This window comes from Streptomyces sp. SudanB182_2057, assembly GCF_964272715.1.
In the GTDB taxonomy this organism is placed as follows: domain Bacteria; phylum Actinomycetota; class Actinomycetes; order Streptomycetales; family Streptomycetaceae; genus Streptomyces; species Streptomyces rubradiris.
On the sequence record NZ_OZ186798.1, the window covers coordinates 1,481,013 to 1,498,004 of the forward strand.

The 16,992-nt window shown below is 73.9% G+C and carries 18 protein-coding genes and 1 tRNA gene; 11 read left to right on the forward strand and 8 right to left on the reverse strand.

Annotated features, from left to right (window positions below; genetic code table 11):
• Positions 1-92: 92 nt before the first annotated feature.
• The 3 genes from ACSURM_RS06095 to ACSURM_RS06105 all read right to left on the reverse strand — a co-directional run bounded on the left by ACSURM_RS06095 (position 93) and on the right by ACSURM_RS06105 (position 2,042).
• Complete coding sequence (locus ACSURM_RS06095; RefSeq protein WP_436953924.1) at positions 93-1,076, reverse strand: NAD-dependent epimerase/dehydratase family protein; 984 nt, start codon at positions 1,074-1,076, stop codon at positions 93-95.
• The gene (locus tag ACSURM_RS06100; protein ID WP_436953925.1) at positions 1,073-1,699 is read right to left on the reverse strand and encodes a ScbR family autoregulator-binding transcription factor; all 627 of its coding nucleotides are present in this window, start codon (positions 1,697-1,699) and stop codon (positions 1,073-1,075) included. The genes ACSURM_RS06095 and ACSURM_RS06100 overlap by 4 nt, the downstream gene beginning before the upstream one ends.
• A gap of 269 nt (positions 1,700-1,968) precedes the next feature.
• Positions 1,969-2,042: transfer RNA gene (locus ACSURM_RS06105), tRNA-Pro, on the reverse strand.
• Positions 2,043-2,214: 172 nt separating this feature from the next.
• Between ACSURM_RS06105 and ACSURM_RS06110 the strand changes: the two genes are divergently transcribed.
• Positions 2,215-2,760 (forward strand): DUF309 domain-containing protein, encoded by a 546-nt coding sequence (locus ACSURM_RS06110; RefSeq protein ID WP_436953926.1) that lies wholly within the window; start codon positions 2,215-2,217, stop codon positions 2,758-2,760.
• Positions 2,761-2,906: 146 nt separating this feature from the next.
• Entirely contained in the window at positions 2,907-3,695 is a 789-nt protein-coding gene (gene cobF, locus ACSURM_RS06115) for a precorrin-6A synthase (deacetylating) (RefSeq protein WP_436953927.1), read from the forward strand.
• Positions 3,696-3,752: 57 nt separating this feature from the next.
• On the opposite strand, the gene ACSURM_RS06120 is transcribed toward cobF, so the two are convergent.
• The 4 genes from ACSURM_RS06120 to ACSURM_RS06135 all read right to left on the reverse strand — a co-directional run bounded on the left by ACSURM_RS06120 (position 3,753) and on the right by ACSURM_RS06135 (position 8,612).
• On the reverse strand, positions 3,753-4,514 hold the full coding sequence (locus ACSURM_RS06120) for a cobalt-precorrin-6A reductase (protein ID WP_436953928.1): 762 nt from the start codon (positions 4,512-4,514) through the stop codon (positions 3,753-3,755).
• A 232-nt stretch (positions 4,515-4,746) separates the two neighbouring features.
• Complete coding sequence (locus ACSURM_RS06125; protein ID WP_436953929.1) at positions 4,747-5,520, reverse strand: sulfite exporter TauE/SafE family protein; 774 nt, start codon at positions 5,518-5,520, stop codon at positions 4,747-4,749.
• 220 nt (positions 5,521-5,740) lie between these two features.
• The gene (locus ACSURM_RS06130) at positions 5,741-7,252 is read right to left on the reverse strand and encodes a long-chain-fatty-acid--CoA ligase (protein WP_436953930.1); all 1,512 of its coding nucleotides are present in this window, start codon (positions 7,250-7,252) and stop codon (positions 5,741-5,743) included.
• A 172-nt stretch (positions 7,253-7,424) separates the two neighbouring features.
• Complete coding sequence (locus ACSURM_RS06135; protein WP_436953931.1) at positions 7,425-8,612, reverse strand: thiolase family protein; 1,188 nt, start codon at positions 8,610-8,612, stop codon at positions 7,425-7,427.
• Between the two features lie 143 nt (positions 8,613-8,755).
• Here ACSURM_RS06135 and ACSURM_RS06140 point away from each other — a divergent pair, with 143 nt between their 5' ends.
• From ACSURM_RS06140 to ACSURM_RS06155, 4 genes are all read left to right on the forward strand, one after another.
• Entirely contained in the window at positions 8,756-9,586 is an 831-nt protein-coding gene (locus ACSURM_RS06140) for a lysophospholipase (protein ID WP_436953932.1), read from the forward strand.
• Positions 9,587-9,725: 139 nt separating this feature from the next.
• Positions 9,726-10,217, forward strand: a complete 492-nt coding sequence (locus tag ACSURM_RS06145; protein ID WP_436953933.1) for a Dps family protein — start codon at positions 9,726-9,728, stop codon at positions 10,215-10,217.
• Positions 10,218-10,276: 59 nt separating this feature from the next.
• A complete protein-coding gene (locus tag ACSURM_RS06150; RefSeq protein ID WP_436953935.1) occupies positions 10,277-10,618 on the forward strand; it encodes a DUF3140 domain-containing protein in 342 nt (113 codons plus the stop codon).
• Between the two features lie 4 nt (positions 10,619-10,622).
• Positions 10,623-11,270, forward strand: a complete 648-nt coding sequence (locus ACSURM_RS06155; RefSeq protein ID WP_436953936.1) for an endonuclease — start codon at positions 10,623-10,625, stop codon at positions 11,268-11,270.
• Positions 11,271-11,397: 127 nt separating this feature from the next.
• Here ACSURM_RS06155 and ACSURM_RS06160 read toward each other — a convergent pair whose 3' ends face one another.
• Positions 11,398-12,252: a Cof-type HAD-IIB family hydrolase gene (locus ACSURM_RS06160; protein ID WP_436953937.1), complete on the reverse strand. Its 855-nt coding sequence runs from the start codon at positions 12,250-12,252 to the stop codon at positions 11,398-11,400.
• Between the two features lie 185 nt (positions 12,253-12,437).
• Between ACSURM_RS06160 and ACSURM_RS06165 the strand changes: the two genes are divergently transcribed.
• The 5 genes from ACSURM_RS06165 to ACSURM_RS06185 all read left to right on the forward strand — a co-directional run bounded on the left by ACSURM_RS06165 (position 12,438) and on the right by ACSURM_RS06185 (position 16,965).
• Complete coding sequence (locus ACSURM_RS06165; protein WP_436953938.1) at positions 12,438-13,247, forward strand: SAM-dependent methyltransferase; 810 nt, start codon at positions 12,438-12,440, stop codon at positions 13,245-13,247.
• A gap of 49 nt (positions 13,248-13,296) precedes the next feature.
• Complete coding sequence (locus ACSURM_RS06170; protein WP_436953939.1) at positions 13,297-14,700, forward strand: glutamine synthetase; 1,404 nt, start codon at positions 13,297-13,299, stop codon at positions 14,698-14,700.
• A gap of 11 nt (positions 14,701-14,711) precedes the next feature.
• Positions 14,712-15,893, forward strand: coding sequence for an amidohydrolase family protein (locus ACSURM_RS06175; RefSeq protein WP_436953940.1), 1,182 nt, complete (start codon positions 14,712-14,714; stop codon positions 15,891-15,893).
• 16 nt (positions 15,894-15,909) lie between these two features.
• The gene (locus ACSURM_RS06180) at positions 15,910-16,437 is read left to right on the forward strand and encodes an NUDIX hydrolase family protein (protein ID WP_436960950.1); all 528 of its coding nucleotides are present in this window, start codon (positions 15,910-15,912) and stop codon (positions 16,435-16,437) included.
• Positions 16,438-16,533: 96 nt separating this feature from the next.
• A complete protein-coding gene (locus ACSURM_RS06185; protein ID WP_436953941.1) occupies positions 16,534-16,965 on the forward strand; it encodes a hypothetical protein in 432 nt (143 codons plus the stop codon).
• Positions 16,966-16,992: the final 27 nt, after the last annotated feature.

The following is a 16,992-nucleotide window of genomic DNA, read 5'->3' on the forward strand; positions in this document are numbered from 1 at the left end:
CGCGGCGCCCTGGGACACCTCTGCCTTCACCGGGTACGGGGCTCAGAGGAGTCTCGCCGGCGTCGTGGCGGTCGCCGGGGATCCGGCCCGGATCAACGCCGGGCCACCGGTGCCGCGTGAGCGGACGCGGGCACCACGGCGCGGTACCAGGAGGCCGCCCCGGCCAGCCTGGCCAGCGGTCCCGGCCCCGGATCCGTGTCGAGGCACGCCCAGATCCGCTCACTCGCGTAGTGGTGGTCCACGGCGAACAGCTCCAACTGCCGTTCCCCGAACCGCCGTCGGTCGCGCGCGAGGAGTGCCACACACTCCGCCCAGCCGGCGTCCCCCTGGGCCGGGGCCACCAGACCGTATCCGCTGAGGGCCTCCCGGAGCCCGCCGCTGGACACGGGTACGGGATGTGCCGCGTGGTGCACGCCCCGTACCGGGATCTCGGCGACGGCCGCAGCGACGGCCAGCCGGGCCAGGTCGTCCACGTCCACGAGGGACAGCAGGCCCGAACCCCCCAGCCACCGCGGGGGAACCCGCTCGGCGAGCTCGGCGAACGCCGGGACGACCCACCGGTCCCCCGTCCCCAGTACGAGATTGGGCCGCAGCACGAGCGCGCCGGCGGCCAGCGCGGGCGCTTCCGCGGCCAGACGGGTGCTGCTGGCCACGGAGACCGGGGCCGGCTCGACCTCGTCGACGTCTATGCCGCGGTGCGGTCCGGTGCCGTACACCGCGGCCGTGGAGAAGTGGACGATCCGCGATATCCCGGCCGCGCGCGCGGCCTCCATCACCCTGGTGGTGATGTGCAGGTTCACCGTCTCGCACCGGCGCGGGTCCCGGCCCACGTAGGAGACGGCGTGCACGAGGGCGTCGGCTCCCTCCAGGACGCGTGCCAGCGCCGTCGGGTCGGACACATCCGCCCTGATCCACTCCACCGCGTCACCGCCCGCCCGCGCCGCTTCGGCCCGGCGGGTGAGCGCGCGCACCGAGCAGGGCCTGCCGTCGGCGGTTCTCCCGGCGCTCAGGCGACGCAGCACGGCGGAGCCGATGAATCCGGTGGCACCGGTCAGGACAACGGTCCACGGCTTCACGCTGTCACCTCCGCCTCGTCCCCCGTGATGTCCAGGCGGCCGATGACGTCCGGCGCGGCGACGGCCGGCAGGAAGTAGGACCACAACTCCGCGATCCGCTCGGTGAGATCCTCGCGCCCCGTACGGATCTCGGAGAGGAGCTGGGTGCCGCTGTAGGCGCCGACCAGGACCCGGGCGAAGCCGGCCGGGTCGGTGTTCTCGCTCAACTCACCAAGGGCCTGGGCCGCGATGAGCCGCTCCTTGAACGTGGTGATCCACAACTGGTAGGCGGAGTCGTCCCGCAGACCGAAGGCGCCCTGCTCCACCGCGAGCCGTACACCGGCGCGGAAGACGACATTGCTCTGCAGCTCCCTGGCCAGGACGAAGGTGAGGTCGACCAGCCCCTGAAGTCCGCCGCGCCCGGTCACCACCGGGAGGTCCGCCGCCTGTTCGGCCATCAGCGCCCTGGCCAGGTCGTGCTTGGAGGCGAAATGGAAGTAGAGGGCGCCCATGGTGCACCCGGCCTTCTTGATGATCTTCGTGGTGCTGGTGCCGGCGTAGCCATGCAGGTCGAACTCCTCCGCGGCCGCCCTGATGATGGCCTTCCTGGTCCTGACCGCACGCTCCTGCTGAGGACGCGGCATGGGCACTCCCCTCGATAAAAAAACCGAATACTCTCTAGGTTATTCGGACAGGCCGCGACAGAACACGTGCGCGATGTACGAGATCCCTCATTCCGGCCGCGGGACACCCGTCCCCACGTCGCCCCTCAGCCTCCGGGTCCGGCCCCCGGGCATGCCAGACCCGAAGTCCACCGCTCCAGGGAGCGCTGGTCCCCAACGGGTCCCCGAAAATGATCGAGGGCCGGTTTCGGATGTCTCCGAAACCGGCCCTGACCTGCGACTCTCACGAGTCGGGACGACAGGATTTGAACCTGCGACCCCTTGACCCCCAGTCAAGTGCGCTACCAAGCTGCGCCACGTCCCGCCGCACTGCCTCGCGGTGGCCCGCGTGATCGTGCGGGCAGTACTTTACCCCACGTCGGCGGGTGCATCGAAGGGGGCCGGGCAGGGAGCCGTACAAACCGGGGCGAAGTGGGGTTATTCGCCGGGTGGGGGCCGGGGCGCGGCAGGGGACACGGCGGGGCACAATCGGCGGTATGACGAACTCGGGGTCATCGGATGCCAGGGACCGGGACACGGCCGGGCGGGCCCGGAACGCGCGGCCCCGGGACGGGCTGGGGCGTCCCCTGCCCTACGGCGCCGAGGGCGTTCCCCGGCAGCCGGAGGGGATCCTGCGGGCACCGCGGGAGACCGTCGGCGAGGCTCAGGCGCTGCTGGCCGCCGGGCGGCCGTTCCACGCGCACGAGGTGTTCGAGGACGCCTGGAAGTCCGGGCCGGAGGAGGAACGCCCGCTCTGGCGGGGGCTGGCCCAGCTGGCCGTCGGGCTCACCCACGCGGCCCGGGGCAACTCCGTCGGCGGGGCCCGGCTGCTGCGGCGGGGCGCCGGCGCGGTCGAGGAATGGGCGGCCGGGCAGGGCGAGGACCGGCCCTACGGGCTGGATCTGCCCGGGCTGGCCCGGTGGGCGCGGGAGCTGGCGGGGCGGGTCGAGCGCGGCTCGGCACCGGTCGACCCACGCGCCGAGGCCCCCCGGCTGGGCCCCGCCGAAGCCTCCCGGCTGAGCCCGCCCACGCCTCCCCGCTGAGCCTTTCCGAAGCCTCCCGGCCGGGCCCCGCGAAGGCACCCCGGCCGGGCTCCTGACCCAGGCCTTCCCGGACCCGGTCGCGCGGTCGTCGCTGCGCGTACGGAGGCGGTGGACGCACTGTCAGTGGCATGCGGCAGACTCGGGGCGTGCGAAAGATTCATGTCATCGGTATCGGCGCGGGCGACCCCGACCAGCTGACCTTGCAGGCGGTCAAGGCGCTGCGGAGCACGGACGTGTTCTTCCTTCTCGACAAGGGCGAGGTGAAGAGCGATCTGACCCAGCTCCGCCGGGACATGCTGGACGCGCACCTGCCGACCGGGTCCTACCGGGTGGTGGAGGCCCGCGACCCGGAGCGGGACCGCTCCGCGGGCGGGTCGGCCTACTCCCCGGCCGTCGGCGACTGGCGCAGCGCCCGCGCCGGGATCTACGAGCGGCTGATCGCCGGGGAACTGGACGAGGACGGCACCGGCGCGTTCCTCGTATGGGGGGACCCGGCGCTGTACGACAGCACGCTGGGCATCCTGGAGGAGGTGCTGGCGCGGGGCACGGTGGAGTTCACGTACGACGTGGTGCCCGGCATCAGCAGCGTCTCCGCCCTGGTCGCCCGGCATCGCACGGGTCTGAACCGGGTCGCCCGGCCGGTGCAGATCACCACGGGGCGGCGGCTGGCCGAGGGCTTCCCGGAGGGGGTGGACGACGTGGTCGTGATGCTGGACGCGCACCAGGCCTTCCGGCGGTACGCCGAGGAGGACATGGACATCTACTGGGGCGCCTACATAGGCACGCCGGACGAGATCCTCGTCTCCGGCCCGATCGCCGAGGCCGCTCCGCGCATCGAGCGCCTGCGAGCCGAGGCGCGCGAGCGCAAGGGCTGGATCATGGACACGTACCTGCTGCGCAGGAACCCGGCGGAGGACCGGCCCACGCGGGACTGACAGCGCGGGAACGCGATCGCGTCACCGCCAGGAACGGGTCCGGGCGGCCCGGCCGGGTCAGGCGCCCGGTCCCCCGGGTGTCGCGAGGCCCAGGCGTTCCAGGGCGCTCGCCACGTCCGGTACGGCTTCGACCCCGTCCGGCAGCGGGGGGCGGCGGACGACGATGACGGGCAGCCCCAGGTCGCGCGCGGCCGTGAGTTTCGCCGCCGTGGCCTGGCCTCCGCTGTCCTTGGTGACCAGGACGTCGATCCGGTGGGCGCGCAGCAGCCGCGTCTCGTCCGGGACCGTGAACGGGCCGCGGGCCAGGATCACCCGGGTGTCCGGCGGCAGGGGCGGCTCGGGCGGTTCCACCGAGCGGACGACGAAGTGCAGGCCGGTCAGGGAGGCGAAGGCCGCGAGGCCCAGGCGTCCGGTGCTGAGGAAGACCCGGCCGCCCAGTCCGGGCAGGGCCTCGGCGGCTCCGGTCAGAGACGGCACGTCGTGCCAGCGGTCTCCCGGGCCCGGCCGCCAGCCGGGGCGGCGCAGTACCACGGCGGGGACTCCGGTGGCCCGTGCCGCGCGGGCCGCGTGGGCGGTGATCGTCGCGGCGAAGGGGTGGGTGGCGTCCACCAGGGCGTCCACCCGGTGCTCGCGCAGCCAGTCGGCCAGGCCCTCCGGCCCGCCGAACCCGCCGACGCGCACCTCGCCGGGCAGCGCCCCGGGCCGCGCGACCCGGCCGGCGAGCGAGGTGGTGACCCGTACTCCGGGCCGGTCGGCGAGGTCGGCGGCGAGGCGGCGGGCCTCGGTGGTACCGCCGAGGATCAGCACGTGCGCGGGCATAGGGGTGAGCGTACGAGGTGCCGGGCGGGGACCCGACGGCCGGGTCGGGTGGGGGCGGCCGGGTCGGGACGGCCGGGGTACGGCGTCCGTGGCGGCCGTGGCGGCCGTGCGTGGCGTCCTGAGCGGCGTCCGCAGGTGTTCGCCGTGTCCTGGCTTGGAAGCCGTCGGCCCGGTTCCAGTGGCAGCGTGGGACGTGATGGCCGCCGCGCCGTCACCGCCGCCGTTCCATGGGCTAGCGCAGCAGGAGTTGCACGCCGCCCACGATCGTCGCCGCGATGACGAGTTGTTCGAAGAGTCGCTGGTTGATTCGGTTCACAGCCCATTTGCCGAACAGCGCACCGGGCACGACGAACAGCACGAGCGCGGCGTCAAGGAGCAGGGCGCGTCCGTCGATCAGTCCCAGGCCCACGCTGAACGGCACCTTCGAGACGTTCACGATGAGGAAGAAGAAGGCCGAAGTGCCGAGGAAACCGAGCTTCCGGAAGCCGGCGGACAGCAGGTACAGCGACATCACCGGCCCGGCCGCGTTGGCGACCATCGTGGTGAACCCGCCGAGCACGCCGTAGGAGTGGGCCTTCATGCGGCCCCCCCGGTTCGTCACCGCCTCGGGGGCGGACGGGGTCTCGGCCGTCCGCCGGCGCCAGATCGTCACCCCGGCCATGAGCAGCAGGATCGCGCCGATCGAGACCCGCACCATGCCGTCGCCGGCCCACACCAGGAACAGGGTGCCGGCCACCACGCCCGCCGCCACGGCCGGGAACAGCCGCCACAGCGTGGGCCAGTGCGCGTGCCGCCGGTAGGTGAAGACGGCCAGTACGTCGCCGGCGATCAGCAGGGGCAGCAGTACGCCGGTGGAGGCGCGGGCGGGCAGGACCGCCGCGAAGATCGCGAGGCTGACCGTGTTGGCCCCGCTGACCGCGGTCTTGGAGAAGCCGACGAGTACGGCCGCGAAGGCGAGCGCGGCGAACTCCCAGCCTGATATGTGCCAGAGCGTCATCGTGTTCATTCGGGGGCCGATGCTATGCGCATGATCAACCCGCGCGTAAGGACCGTCTCGCAGGCCGGGCCGGCCCCTGACAACGCCGGGCCGCCTCCGCCCGGCCGACGGCACGGGCCCGTGGGGCTCGCCGCCGGACAGGGACGCCCCCCCGCCCCGCCCTGTGCCCCCGTCACAACCCCGTGCCGTCGCCCCGCCGGCCCCGTGCCGCCGCGACAGCCGCGCGGTGTCAGCGCCCCGTGTACCGCGCCCGCAGCTCCCGCTTGAGTACCTTCATGCTGGGGCCGAGCGGCAGGGTGTCCGTGAACTCCACGCGACGCGGGTACTTGTGCCGGCCCAGGTGTTCCCTGGACCACTCGGTGAGGGCGGCGGCGTCCGGGAAGGTGCCGGGGGCCGGGACGACGACGGCGCACACCTCCTCGCCGTGCAGTTCGTCGGGCAGGCCGATGACGGCGACCTGGGCGATCTCCGGGTGCCGCATCAGGACCTCCTCGACCTCCCGCGGATAGACGTTGTAGCCGCCTCGGATGATGATGTCCTTCTTGCGGTCGACGATCCGCAGGAAGCCCTCGTCGTCCTTGGTGCCGAGGTCGCCGGTGCGGAACCAGCCGTCCACCAGGGCCTCGGCGGTGGCCTCGGGGCGGCCGAGGTAGCCGGAGAAGACGTTGTGGCCGCGGATGACGACCTCGCCCAGCTCGCCGGGCGGCAGCAGCTCGATCCGGTCCTCCGCCTCGGCGCGGGCGATCTCCGCGTCGACGCCCCACAGCGGGTGCCCGATGGTGCCGGCCTTGGCGCCGAACACCGGCTGGTTGACGGTGGCGGCCGGAGAGGTCTCCGACAGCCCGTATCCCTCGTAGATCCGCGCCCCGAACGCGGCCTCGAACCGCTCCAGTACCGCGACCGGCAGCGAGGCCCCGCCGGAGATGCACACCCGCAGCCCGGGGAGCCGCTCGGCGTCGGCGGCGGCCGCCGCGAGGGCGACGAACATGGTGGGCACGCCGTGGAAGGTGTTCACGTCCTCCTCGACCATCAGCTCGATGGCCCGGGCCGCGTCGAAGCGGGGCAGCAGCACGAGCGTGGCACCCGCCCGCCAGGTGGAGTTCAGCGAGACGGTCTGGCCGAAGGCGTGGAACAGCGGCAGCGCGCCGAGGGCGATGTCGTCGGCGCGGATGTCGTGCGCGTCGAAGGCGTTGACGGTCGCGTTCATCACCAGGTTGAAGTGGCTGAGGACGGCGCCCTTGGGGACACCGGTCGTACCGCTGGTGTAGAAGATCACCGCCGGGTCGTCGGCGGCCCGGGTGACGTACGAGGGCAACGGCTCGGCGTCGACCGCCAGTTTGTCCAGCTCCTCGCCCAGGGTGACCACTCGGACGCCGGCCGCCTCGGCCGCGGCCCGGCCGGTGTCGGCCTGGGCCGGGTGGACGAGCAGCACGGTGGCGCCGCTGTCCTTGAGGACGTGCTCGACCTCCTCGGCCGACAGCAGCAGGTGGACGGGGACGACGACACCGCCCGCCGCGGCGATCGCGTAGTAGGCGACCGGGAACTCGGCGGTGTTGGGGGCCATCAGGGCGACGTGGTCGCCGGGCCGTACGCCGAGGCCGGTGAGCGCGCCCGCCCGGGCCAGCGCCCGCTGCCACACCTCGGCGAAGGTGAGCCGCAGTTCCCCCTCGACCAGGGCGGTCTTGCCGGGGCGGCGCCGGGCGTTCTCGGCGAGGATGGCGGCGACGGACAGGGTTGCCATGGAGTGCTGCTCCGTTTCCTTGCTGCGGCTCGTACTACCGGATCCCCGGGCGGGGGCCCGCTGGGCCCATGCGGTGAGGCCCCGCTTGCTGGACCCTTGCGGTGAGCCCCCGTCGGACCCGTGTGGGAAGCTCCGGCCAAATCCTCGCGGAGAGCTCCCTTTTGAGGTTTCCTCAGTGTCGCTCGACCAGTACCGCGGTGCCCTGCCCCACGCCCACGCACATGGTCGCGAGGCCGCGCTGGGCGCCGGTGCGCCGCATGCGGTGCAGCAGGGTGGTCAGGATGCGGGCGCCGGAGCAGCCGAGGGGGTGACCGAGGGCGATGGCGCCGCCGGTGGGGTTCACCAGGTCGGGATCGAGACCCAGTTGGTCGACGCAGGCGAGGGCCTGGGCAGCGAACGCCTCGTTCAGCTCGGCCTCCTGGAGGTCGCCGATCCCCCAGCCGGCCCGGCCGAGCACCTTCTGGGTGGCGGGCACCGGGCCGAGGCCCATCACATCGGGGTGGACGCCGGCGGAGGCGCCCGCGACGTACCGGCCGAGGGACTCCAGGCCCAGTTCGTTCAGGGCCTCTTCGCTGACCAGCAGCAGCCCGGCGGCGCCGTCGTTCATCGGCGAGGCGTTCCCGGCGGTGACGGTGCCGTCCGCGCGGAAGGCCGGCTTGAGGCGGGCCAGCTTCTCCAGCGAGGTGTCCTCGCGGACGCACTCGTCGTGCTCGACGGTGACCCCGTCCGGGCGCTCCACGGGCAGGAGTTCGTCGTCGAAGTAACCGTTCTTGCGGGCGGCGGCGGCGAGTTGGTGGCTGCGCAGGGCGAACTCGTCCTGCCGGGCGCGGGAGATGCCGAGGCGGGCGGCGACCTCCTCGGCGGTCTCGCCCATGGAGAGCAGGCCGTGCAGCTCCTTCATGGCGGGGTTGACCAGCCGCCAGCCGAGCCGGGTGTCGTAGGTCTCCATGCGGTGCGGCAGGGCCTCGTCGGGCCGGGGCAGCACGAAGGGGGCGCGGCTCATGGACTCGGAGCCGCCCGCGATGACGATGTCGGCCTCGCCCGCGGCGATGGCGCGGGCGGCGGCGGTGACCGCTTCGAGTCCGGAGGCGCACAGCCGGTTGACGGTGGCGCCGGGCACGGAGTCGGGCAGTCCGGCGAGCAGGGCGGCCATGCGGGCGACGTTCCGGTTGTCCTCGCCCGCCTGGTTCGCGGCACCCCAGTAGACGTCGTCGATGCGGGCCGGGTCGAGCGCGGGCACGTCGGCCACCAGGTGGCGGATCACGGTCGCGGCCAGATCGTCGGGGCGGACCGAGGAGAGGGCACCGCGTACCTTGCCGATGGGGGTGCGGCGGGCGGTCGCGAAGTGGACGGGACGCACGGCGGGACTCCTGACCTACGACATTGTGGATCACGGAACTGCGCAGCACCCATTAATTAGCACTGCTAGTTTTGGACTATAGACCTCGGCCGCCCCGCTGGGAAGCTCCCCCCGGGGCCGATGCCGGGGCGAGGGGAGGAGACATGCACCACGTCCGCGAGCACGTCCTCGACGGCAGGCACGGGGCCCTCGCCGTACGCGAGTGGCCGCGTCCGGACCCCCGCCTGCTGGTGCTCCTGGTGCACGGGTACGGCGAGCACGCCGGGCGGTACGACGAACTGGCCGGCGTGCTGACCGGGTACGGGGCCGCCGTGTACGCGCCCGACCACGCCGGCCACGGCCGGTCGGCCGGGGAGCGGGTGCTGATCGAGGACTTCGAGGACGTGGTCACCGATGTGCACGCGGTCGCGGACCTGGCCCGGGCCGCGCGTCCCGGGCTGCCGCTGGTCCTGGTCGGGCACTCGATGGGCGGGCTGATCGCGGCCCGCTACGCCCAGCGGTACGGCGACGGGCTGAGCGCGCTGGTGCTGTCCGCGCCGGTGATCGGCGCCTGGGAGCTGCCGGGGCGGCTGCTGGCCCTGGACGACATCCCGGACACCCCCGTCAGCCCGTCCGCGCTCTCCCGTGACCCGGCCGTGGGCGCGGCCTACGCGGCCGATCCGCTGGTGTGGCACGGGCCCATGAAGCGGCCGACGCTCCAGGCGTTCGCCCGCACCCTGGAGACGGTCGCGCAAGGTGGTGACGTGGGCCGGCTGCCGCTGTTGTGGCTGCACGGCGACGACGACCGCCTGGTGCCGCTGCCCGGGAGCCGGCCGGGGGTGGAGCGGCTGAGCGGCGGCCGGCTGACCGAACGGATCTTCCCCGGAGCGCGGCACGAGGTCTTCCACGAGACGGACCGCGCGACGGCCCACGCGGAGTTGCTCCGCTTCCTGGACCGGGCACTGCCCGACCGGGCCGGGGTACTGCCCGGCTGACCTGGTGTACCAACACCCGACCGGTGCCCCCGTCCCCGTCGCCGCCCCCGCTGATCAGCCGGTTTGCCGTGGCGGAGCGGGGGCACCCGCCCTTTCGGACATCACTGAGGAAAGTTCGAGGAAAGGGGATCCGCGCACCATGACCGTGGTCAAGAGCACACTTCCCGAAGAGGCGCTCGGTGTCACCGCCACCGCCCTCCAGGACACCCTGGTCGACCTGCTCGGGCTGTCGCTGGTCGGCAAGCAGGCGCACTGGAACATCGTCGGCCCGCGATTCCGCTCGATCCACCTCCAGTTGGACGAGGTGGTCGCCACGGCCCGCGCCCACTCCGACACGGTGGCCGAGCGGTCCGCCGCGCTGGGCGTGCCGCCGGACGGCCGACCGGAGACCATCGCGGCGACCTTCGCGCTGCCGGGCACCAAGGACGGCTGGCAGCGTGACACGGAGGTCGTGGAGCTGATGGTGGCCTCGCTGGAGGCGGCGATCGGCCGGCTGCGGGAGCGGATCGAGGCGACCGAGAAGGCCGACCCGGTCACCCAGGACCTGCTGATCAGCATCACCGCCGACCTGGAGAAGCAGCGCTGGATGTTCGAGGCGGAGAACCACCCGCGCGACACGTCCGCCGGCTGACCCGAGGCCCCGCACACCGCCCCGCCGGGGGCGGGGTGACACACGGAAGGGGAAAACCCATGGCCGACTCGCTGGAATTCGAAGCGCTGTGGGACGACTTCCACCGCGTGGTGAACATGAGCTCGGCGGAGCTCGCGGCCTGGCTGAAGGTCCGGGACGCCGGTGAAGAGACCGAACCGCTGCCGGATCGGGCGGGCGACGAGACCGGGCAGCACGTCCTGGCGATCCTGCAGAAGCGCCGCACCGACCTGACCGACGACGACGTGCGGGTCATGCGGCAGGTCGTCGACACGGTCGGCGACCTGGTGGACGCGGAGAACGAGCCCGAGCCGGAGACCGCCCGGGACACCGGCCGCCGACACCAGTTGATGACGCTGGGCCACGACCCGCTCAAGCCGTAGGGCCGTGAACCGTGACGAGCGCGTGCTGCGGGAACTGGTGTCCGGGTACGGGCGGACGTTCGCCGAGGAGGCGGGCATCCGGCTGAAGGACACCCCGCAGCCGCTGTACCGGCTGCTGGTGCTGTCCCTGCTGCTCAGCGCCCGGATCCGGGCCTCCGTCGCGGTGGCCGCCGCCCGCGCCCTGCACGAGGAGCACCTGGACAGCCCGCGCCGGATGGCCGGAGCCGACTGGCAGCGGCGGGTGGACGCGCTGGGCCGGGGCGGCTACCGCCGGTACGACGAGCGGACGGCCACCCAGCTCGGGGACGGCGCCGAACTGCTCGACCGCCGCTGGGGCGGCGATCTGCGCCGCCTGCACCGCGAGGCGGAGGGCGACGTCGGCACCCTGCGGGAACTCCTCCAGGAGGAGCCGGGCATCGGGCCGGCCGGCGCCGACATCTTCCTGCGCGAGGCGCAGCGGGTGTGGCCGGACGTGGCGCCGTACCTGGACGGCAAGGCGCTGTCCGGCGCCGGGCGGCTCGGCCTGCCCGAGGATCCGCGGCGGCTGACCGGACTGGCCGGGGACACCCAGCCGGCCGTGCTGGCCGCCGCGCTGGTCCGGGCGGCGCTCGACGAACACGTGGCCGAGGACTGCCTGCGCCGCGCCGGCTGACCGCGCCGAGCCGCTCCCCGCCCGTCCCGGACCGACCACGCTCCGGAGGGGCGGGGAGCGGCCCGGTGGCTCTCTCCCTCATCGCCCTGCCGTGCGGCGGGGTCTCGCGCGCGAACTCCGGACCCGGTCAGAGGCCCAGCACGTGGGCGATCGTCCGCAGCACGCCGGCGTCGTTGTTGGACGGGGCCAGGTGCCGGGCCCGGCGGATCACCTCGGGGTGGGCGCCGGCCATGGCGAAGGACCACTCGGCGGCGTCGAGCATCTCCAGGTCGTTCAGGTAGTCGCCGAACACCATGGTCTGGGCGGGCGTCACGCCGAGCGCCCGCTGCAGACGGCGCAGGGCGGTGCCCTTGTTCGCGGTGCGGTTCATCACGTCCACCCAGTGCTCGCCGGAGACGACGACCTGGTGGGTGCCGGCGAAGGGGGCGAGGGCCGGGGCGACGGTGTGTTCGGCGGACGCGAAGTCGAACACCGCCACCTTGATCATGTCGTCCTCGACGGCCGTGACGTCCTCCACGATCCGGTGCTCGGCGTAGTACTGGCGCACCTCGGCGAGGAACGCCTCGTCGGTCCGCTCGACGTACGCCGCCCGCTTGCCGCAGACGACGGCGCCGACGTCCGCACCGCCCGCGGCGAGCCGTCGTACCGTCCGCGCGATCCCCGCCGCGACGGGCCCGTCCAGCGGGTCGGAGCTGAGTTCCACGCCGTCGCGGACCACATAGGTGCCGTTCTCCGCGATGAACACCATGCCCTCGGCCACCCGCTCGAACTGCCGGTGCAGCGTCGCGTACTGCCGTCCGCTGGCCGGGCTGAACAGCACCTCCCGGCTGCGCAGCTCGGCGAGCATCGGCCACAGCCCGTCGGGGATCCGCTTGGCGTCGTCCAGCAGCGTGCCGTCCATGTCGGTGACGATCAGCCGGATGTCGGCGGGGCCCGCGGGCAGCGCGGCGGTGTCGAGGAGGGGGGCGGGTATGGCGGACATGTGCTGCTTCCGGTCGGGTGCGGGGATACCGGTCCAGTGTTCCTCATCCGCCCGGCGGGCCCCGAACCGCCCGGGGCGGGCCGCTCCCGGGGCATCCGTCTCCCCGGTGATCCGTTTCCCGGGACAGAACGATCACCGGGAGGGACAATGACGGCGGACGAACCGCATGTGAGAAGGGCGGACAGGTGAGCGAGGGGCACTCCCCGGCGACCGGGACGGCACGGCTGGACACCAGCGTGGCGCACAACGCACGGGTCTGGAACCACTGGCTGGGCGGCAAGGACAACTACGAGGTCGACCAGCGGGTGGGCGACCACATCGCCGGGATGTTCCCGGTGATCCGGGCGGTGGCCCGCGCGGACCGGGACTTCCTGGGCCGGGCGGTGCGGTTCCTGGCCGAAGAGCGCGGGACACGGCAGTTCCTCGACATCGGCACCGGTCTGCCCACGGCCGACAACACCCACGAGATAGCGCAGCGGGTCGCGCCCGAGTCGCGGATCGTGTACGTCGACAACGACCCGATCGTGCTGGTGCACGCCCGCTCGCTGCTGACCAGTTCCCCCGAGGGCGTCACCGACTACCTCGACGCCGACGTGCGCGACCCGGACCTCATCGTGCGGGACGCCGCCCGGACCCTCGACCTGGACCGGCCGGTGGCGGTGATGATGCTGGGCATCCTCAACTTCGTACCGGACACCGGCGAGGCCCGGGACATCGTGCGGCGGATCATGGCGGCCGTCCCCTCCGGCAGCCACCTGGTGCTCACCCACCCGACCTACGACGCCGAGGCGGGCGGCGCGGGCAACGTCGCCGCGATGGAGTTCTGGAACGCCCACGCCACCCCGCCGATCACCGCCCGCGGCCACGCCGAGATCGCCGGCTTCCTCGACGGCCTGGAGCCGGTCGAGCCCGGCCTGGTGCCGTGCTCCCGGTGGCGCGCCGGGACGGAGGCCGCCGTGGTGCCGCAGTACGGCGCGGTCGCCGTGAAACCCTGACCCCGGGGCCCGGCCGTCCCCCGCCGTCCGGGCCCGCCGAGGAGGACGCATGACCACGCTCGCCGACCCCCGCCCCGGCGGCCGCCCCGGCGACCTGGACCGGGTGCCCGCCCTCGCCGCGGACCTGGCGGCCCGGGGCGTGCACGGCATCGTGCTGGCGTATGTGGACACGGCGGGCGTCTGCCGGGTCAAGACGGTCCCGACGGCACGGCTGGAGGCGGCCGTGGCGTGGGGGGTCGGCATGTCGCCGGTGTTCGACACGTTCCTCGCCGACGACTCCATCGTCACCACCGACGTCCTCGGCTCCCCCGACGGCGACCTCAGGCTGTACCCCGACCTGGACCAGCTCGTGCCGCTGGCCGGGCAGCCCGGCTGGGCGTGGGCGCCGGTGGACCGGATCACCCAGGAGGGTGAGCGGCACCCCGGCTGCGCCCGGACCTTCCTGCGCCGGACCGTCACGGACGCCGCCGACCGGCACGGCCTCGCCTTCAAGGCGGCGATCGAGATCGAGTGGGCCGTGGGCGCCGGTTCGGCGCCCACCGACGAGTTCGTCCCGGCGGCCACCGGGCCGGCCTACGGCGCCGTCCGGCAGGTGGAGCTGAGCGACTACACCGCCGAACTGCTGGCCGCGCTCGCCGCCCAGGGCGTGGACGTCGACCAGATCCACCCCGAGTACGCGCCCGCGCAGTTCGAGGTCTCGGTGGGCGCGCTGGACCCGGTCGCGGCGGCCGACCGCAGCGTGCTGGTGCGGCAGACGATCCGGGCGGTGGCCCAGCGGCACGGGCTGCGGGTCTCCTTCGCGCCGGCCTACCTCCCCGAGGGGGTCGGCAACGGCGGCCATCTGCACCTGTCCTGCTGGCGGGACGGGGTGAACCTGCACTCCGGCGGCGAGGGCCGGTACGGCATGACGGCCACGGCCGAGGCGTTCCTCGCCGGGATCCTCGCCCATCTGCCCGGCCTGACCGCGGTGACCGCGCCGAGCCCGGCCAGCTATCTGCGGCTCCAGCCCTCCCAGTGGGCGGGGGTGTTCACCGCCTGGGGCCGGGAGACCCGCGAGGCCGCCGTACGGGTCGTCACCGGCACCGCGGGCCGCCAGGACCAGGACGCCAACCTGGAGGTCAAGCCCGTCGACCTGGCCGCCAACCCGTATCTGGCCCTCGGCTGCGTGCTCGCCGCCGGGATCGACGGCATCACGGCGGGCCGCCCGCTGCCCGGGGAGATCACCGGCGACCCGGTACGGTACGGCCCCGACGAGGCGGCGGCGCTGGGCGTACGACGGTTGCCGCGATCGCTGCCCGGGGCCGTGGCGGAGTTCCGCGCCGACCCGGTGCTGCGGGCCGCGCTGGGCCCGGTCCTCGCCGACGCGGTGAGCGCCGTACGGCTCGGTGAGGCGGCGGCCGTCGAGGGGCTCTCCCCCGCCGCGCTGACGGCGTTCTACCGCTGGGCGTACTGACCGTGGCCGCCGTGGGACCGGTGCACGAGGCCCTCGCCGCGCTGCCGCTGGTGGACCACCACTGCCACGGCGCGGTGACCGCCGACCTGTCCGCCGGCCAGTTCGCGTCCCTGCTCACCGAGGGCGCGGCCTGGCCTGGCGTCTCCCCCTTCGACACCCCCGCCGGCGTGGCCGTGCGCCGCCACTGCGCGCCCCTGCTGGACCTGCCCCGGCACGCCCCGCCCGCCGAATACGCCGCCCGGCGCGCGGAGTTGGGCTGGCGGGAGGTGAACCGGCGGTTCCTCAGGGCGGCCGGGGCCGAGGTGTTCTGCGTGGACACCGGCTTCGCCCCGCACCCGCTCACCACGCCAGCCGAACTGGCGGCGGCGGCCGGCGCCACCGCCCGCGAGGTGGTACGGCTGGAGCGGGTCGCCGAGGCGGTGCTGGCCCGGGGCGTGGAGCCGGGCGAGTACGCGGCCGAGTTCCGCGCCGCCGCCGAGGAGGCCGTACGGCGGCCGGGCGTGGTGGCGGTGAAGTCGGTCGCGGCCTACCGCACGGGCTTCGCCCTGGACCCCGAGCCCCCCACGGACGCCGAGGTGACCCGGGCGGCCCGGCACCGGCCGGCGCGCGGCGGACGCCTGGCCGACCCGGTGCTGGTACGGCACCTGCTGTGGACCGCCGTCGAGCTGGGGCTGCCGCTGCAACTGCACACCGGGTTCGGCGACGCGGACCTGCGGCTGCACCGCGCCGACCCCGCCCTGCTCACCGACTGGCTGCGCCGGACGGCCGGCACGATCCCGGTCCTGCTGCTGCACTGCTGGCCGTACCACCGGCAGGCGGCGTACCTGTCGGCGGTGTTCGAGCACGTGTACCTGGACGTCGGCCTCGCACTGCACCACACCGGCCCGGCCCGCTGCCGGGCGGTGCTGGAGGAGGCACTGGAGGTGACCCCGTTCCGCAAACTGCTGTACAGCTCCGACGCCTATGGTGTGGCCGAGTTCCACCACCTGGGCGCCCTCTGCTTCCGCCGGGGCCTCGCCGCTCTGCTCCAGGACCGGGTGGACGCCGACGAGCTGAGCCCGGCCGACGCCCTGCGGATCGCGCACTGGACGGGCCGCGACAACGCCCGACGGCTGTACGGACCGCCTCTGTACGGACCGCCTCTGTCCGAACCGGCCCGCGATCCCGGCGGGCACCCCACCCGGAAAGTATGATCAAGCAATGTCTGACATGACCGAGACCACGCCCGGCTGGCTGACCACGGACGAGCTGGAGATGGCCAGGGCCCGGATGCCGATCCTGTACGTCGAGGCCGTGCCGGTGCGCGTGGACGACAGCGGTGAGGTCACCAGCATCGGGCTGCTGCTGCGCATCGGCCCGGACGGCACGGTCAGCCGGACCCTGGTCTCCGGCCGGGTCCTGCACCACGAGCGGGTCCGCGACGCGCTGCTGCGCCACCTGGAGAAGGACCTCGGGCCGGTCGCGCTGCCCCGCGTCCCCGCCTCCCTCCAGCCGTTCACGGTCGCGGAGTACTTCCCGACGGCGGGCATCACTCCGTACCACGACCCGCGCCAGCACGCGGTGTCCCTGGCCTACATCGTGCCGGTCACCGGCGACTGCCGGCCCCGGCAGGACGCGCTGGACCTCGTCTGGTTCAGCCCGCAGGAGGCCGCCTCCCGGGCCGTGCAGAGCGAGATGCCGGGCGGGCACGGGGTGCTGCTGAAGCAGGCACTGGCGCACGTCGGGCTGGTGACCTGAGCACACGGAGTCGTGGCCGGCGCATGACGGGGGCGTGTACCCGGCATGACTATCGTGTGCTCCGACAGGGTGAGCCGATCGTGGCCGGGAGTGCGCGTGCGGGAGACGGGCCGGCTGCCGCTGCCGTTGCGGGAGGACGGGTCGCGGTGGAGCACGGTGGCCGCCGAGCGCAGTGTGCTCGGCGTCGTGCACAACATCACGTCCGCCACGCGGCTGCTGGATCTGCTGGCCGTCTTCGAGGGCGACGAGCGGATCCAGGTGTTCTTCACGCGCACCGGTTCCTCCGCACTCGACGGCGGGACGGAGGAATTCCTCGCCTCGCGCGGAATGGCGCGGATTCCCTGGCGGGAGGCGCTGTCCCAGCCGTTCGATCTCGCCGTGGCCACGAGTCGCGGCGGGGAATTGCACAGGCTTCCTTTTCCGCTCATAGGAGCGCCGCACGGGGCTGGATACAATAAGGTTTTGAGCCGGGAGCCGGGAGCCGGGAGCCGGGAGCCGGGAGCCGGGAGCCGGGAGCCTTCGGGCTGACGTCGGAGTGGCTGGTCCATGAGGGGC

What these genes read in the sequence shown, in the direction of transcription:
- ACSURM_RS06130 (WP_436953930.1), bottom strand. Translation starts at nt 7,252, where the DNA reads ATGGCAACCCTGTCCGTCGCCGCCATCCTCGCCGAGAACGCCCGGCGC.
- ACSURM_RS06120 (WP_436953928.1), bottom strand. Translation starts at nt 4,514, where the DNA reads ATGCCCGCGCACGTGCTGATCCTCGGCGGTACCACCGAGGCCCGCCGC.
- ACSURM_RS06170 (WP_436953939.1), top strand. Translation starts at nt 13,297, where the DNA reads ATGACCACGCTCGCCGACCCCCGCCCCGGCGGCCGCCCCGGCGACCTG.
- ACSURM_RS06140 (WP_436953932.1), top strand. Translation starts at nt 8,756, where the DNA reads ATGCACCACGTCCGCGAGCACGTCCTCGACGGCAGGCACGGGGCCCTC.
- ACSURM_RS06100 (WP_436953925.1), bottom strand. Translation starts at nt 1,699, where the DNA reads ATGCCGCGTCCTCAGCAGGAGCGTGCGGTCAGGACCAGGAAGGCCATC.
- ACSURM_RS06180 (WP_436960950.1), top strand. Translation starts at nt 15,910, where the DNA reads ATGACCGAGACCACGCCCGGCTGGCTGACCACGGACGAGCTGGAGATG.
- ACSURM_RS06110 (WP_436953926.1), top strand. Translation starts at nt 2,215, where the DNA reads ATGACGAACTCGGGGTCATCGGATGCCAGGGACCGGGACACGGCCGGG.
- ACSURM_RS06145 (WP_436953933.1), top strand. Translation starts at nt 9,726, where the DNA reads ATGACCGTGGTCAAGAGCACACTTCCCGAAGAGGCGCTCGGTGTCACC.
- ACSURM_RS06160 (WP_436953937.1), bottom strand. Translation starts at nt 12,252, where the DNA reads ATGTCCGCCATACCCGCCCCCCTCCTCGACACCGCCGCGCTGCCCGCG.
- ACSURM_RS06125 (WP_436953929.1), bottom strand. Translation starts at nt 5,520, where the DNA reads ATGAACACGATGACGCTCTGGCACATATCAGGCTGGGAGTTCGCCGCG.
- ACSURM_RS06150 (WP_436953935.1), top strand. Translation starts at nt 10,277, where the DNA reads ATGGCCGACTCGCTGGAATTCGAAGCGCTGTGGGACGACTTCCACCGC.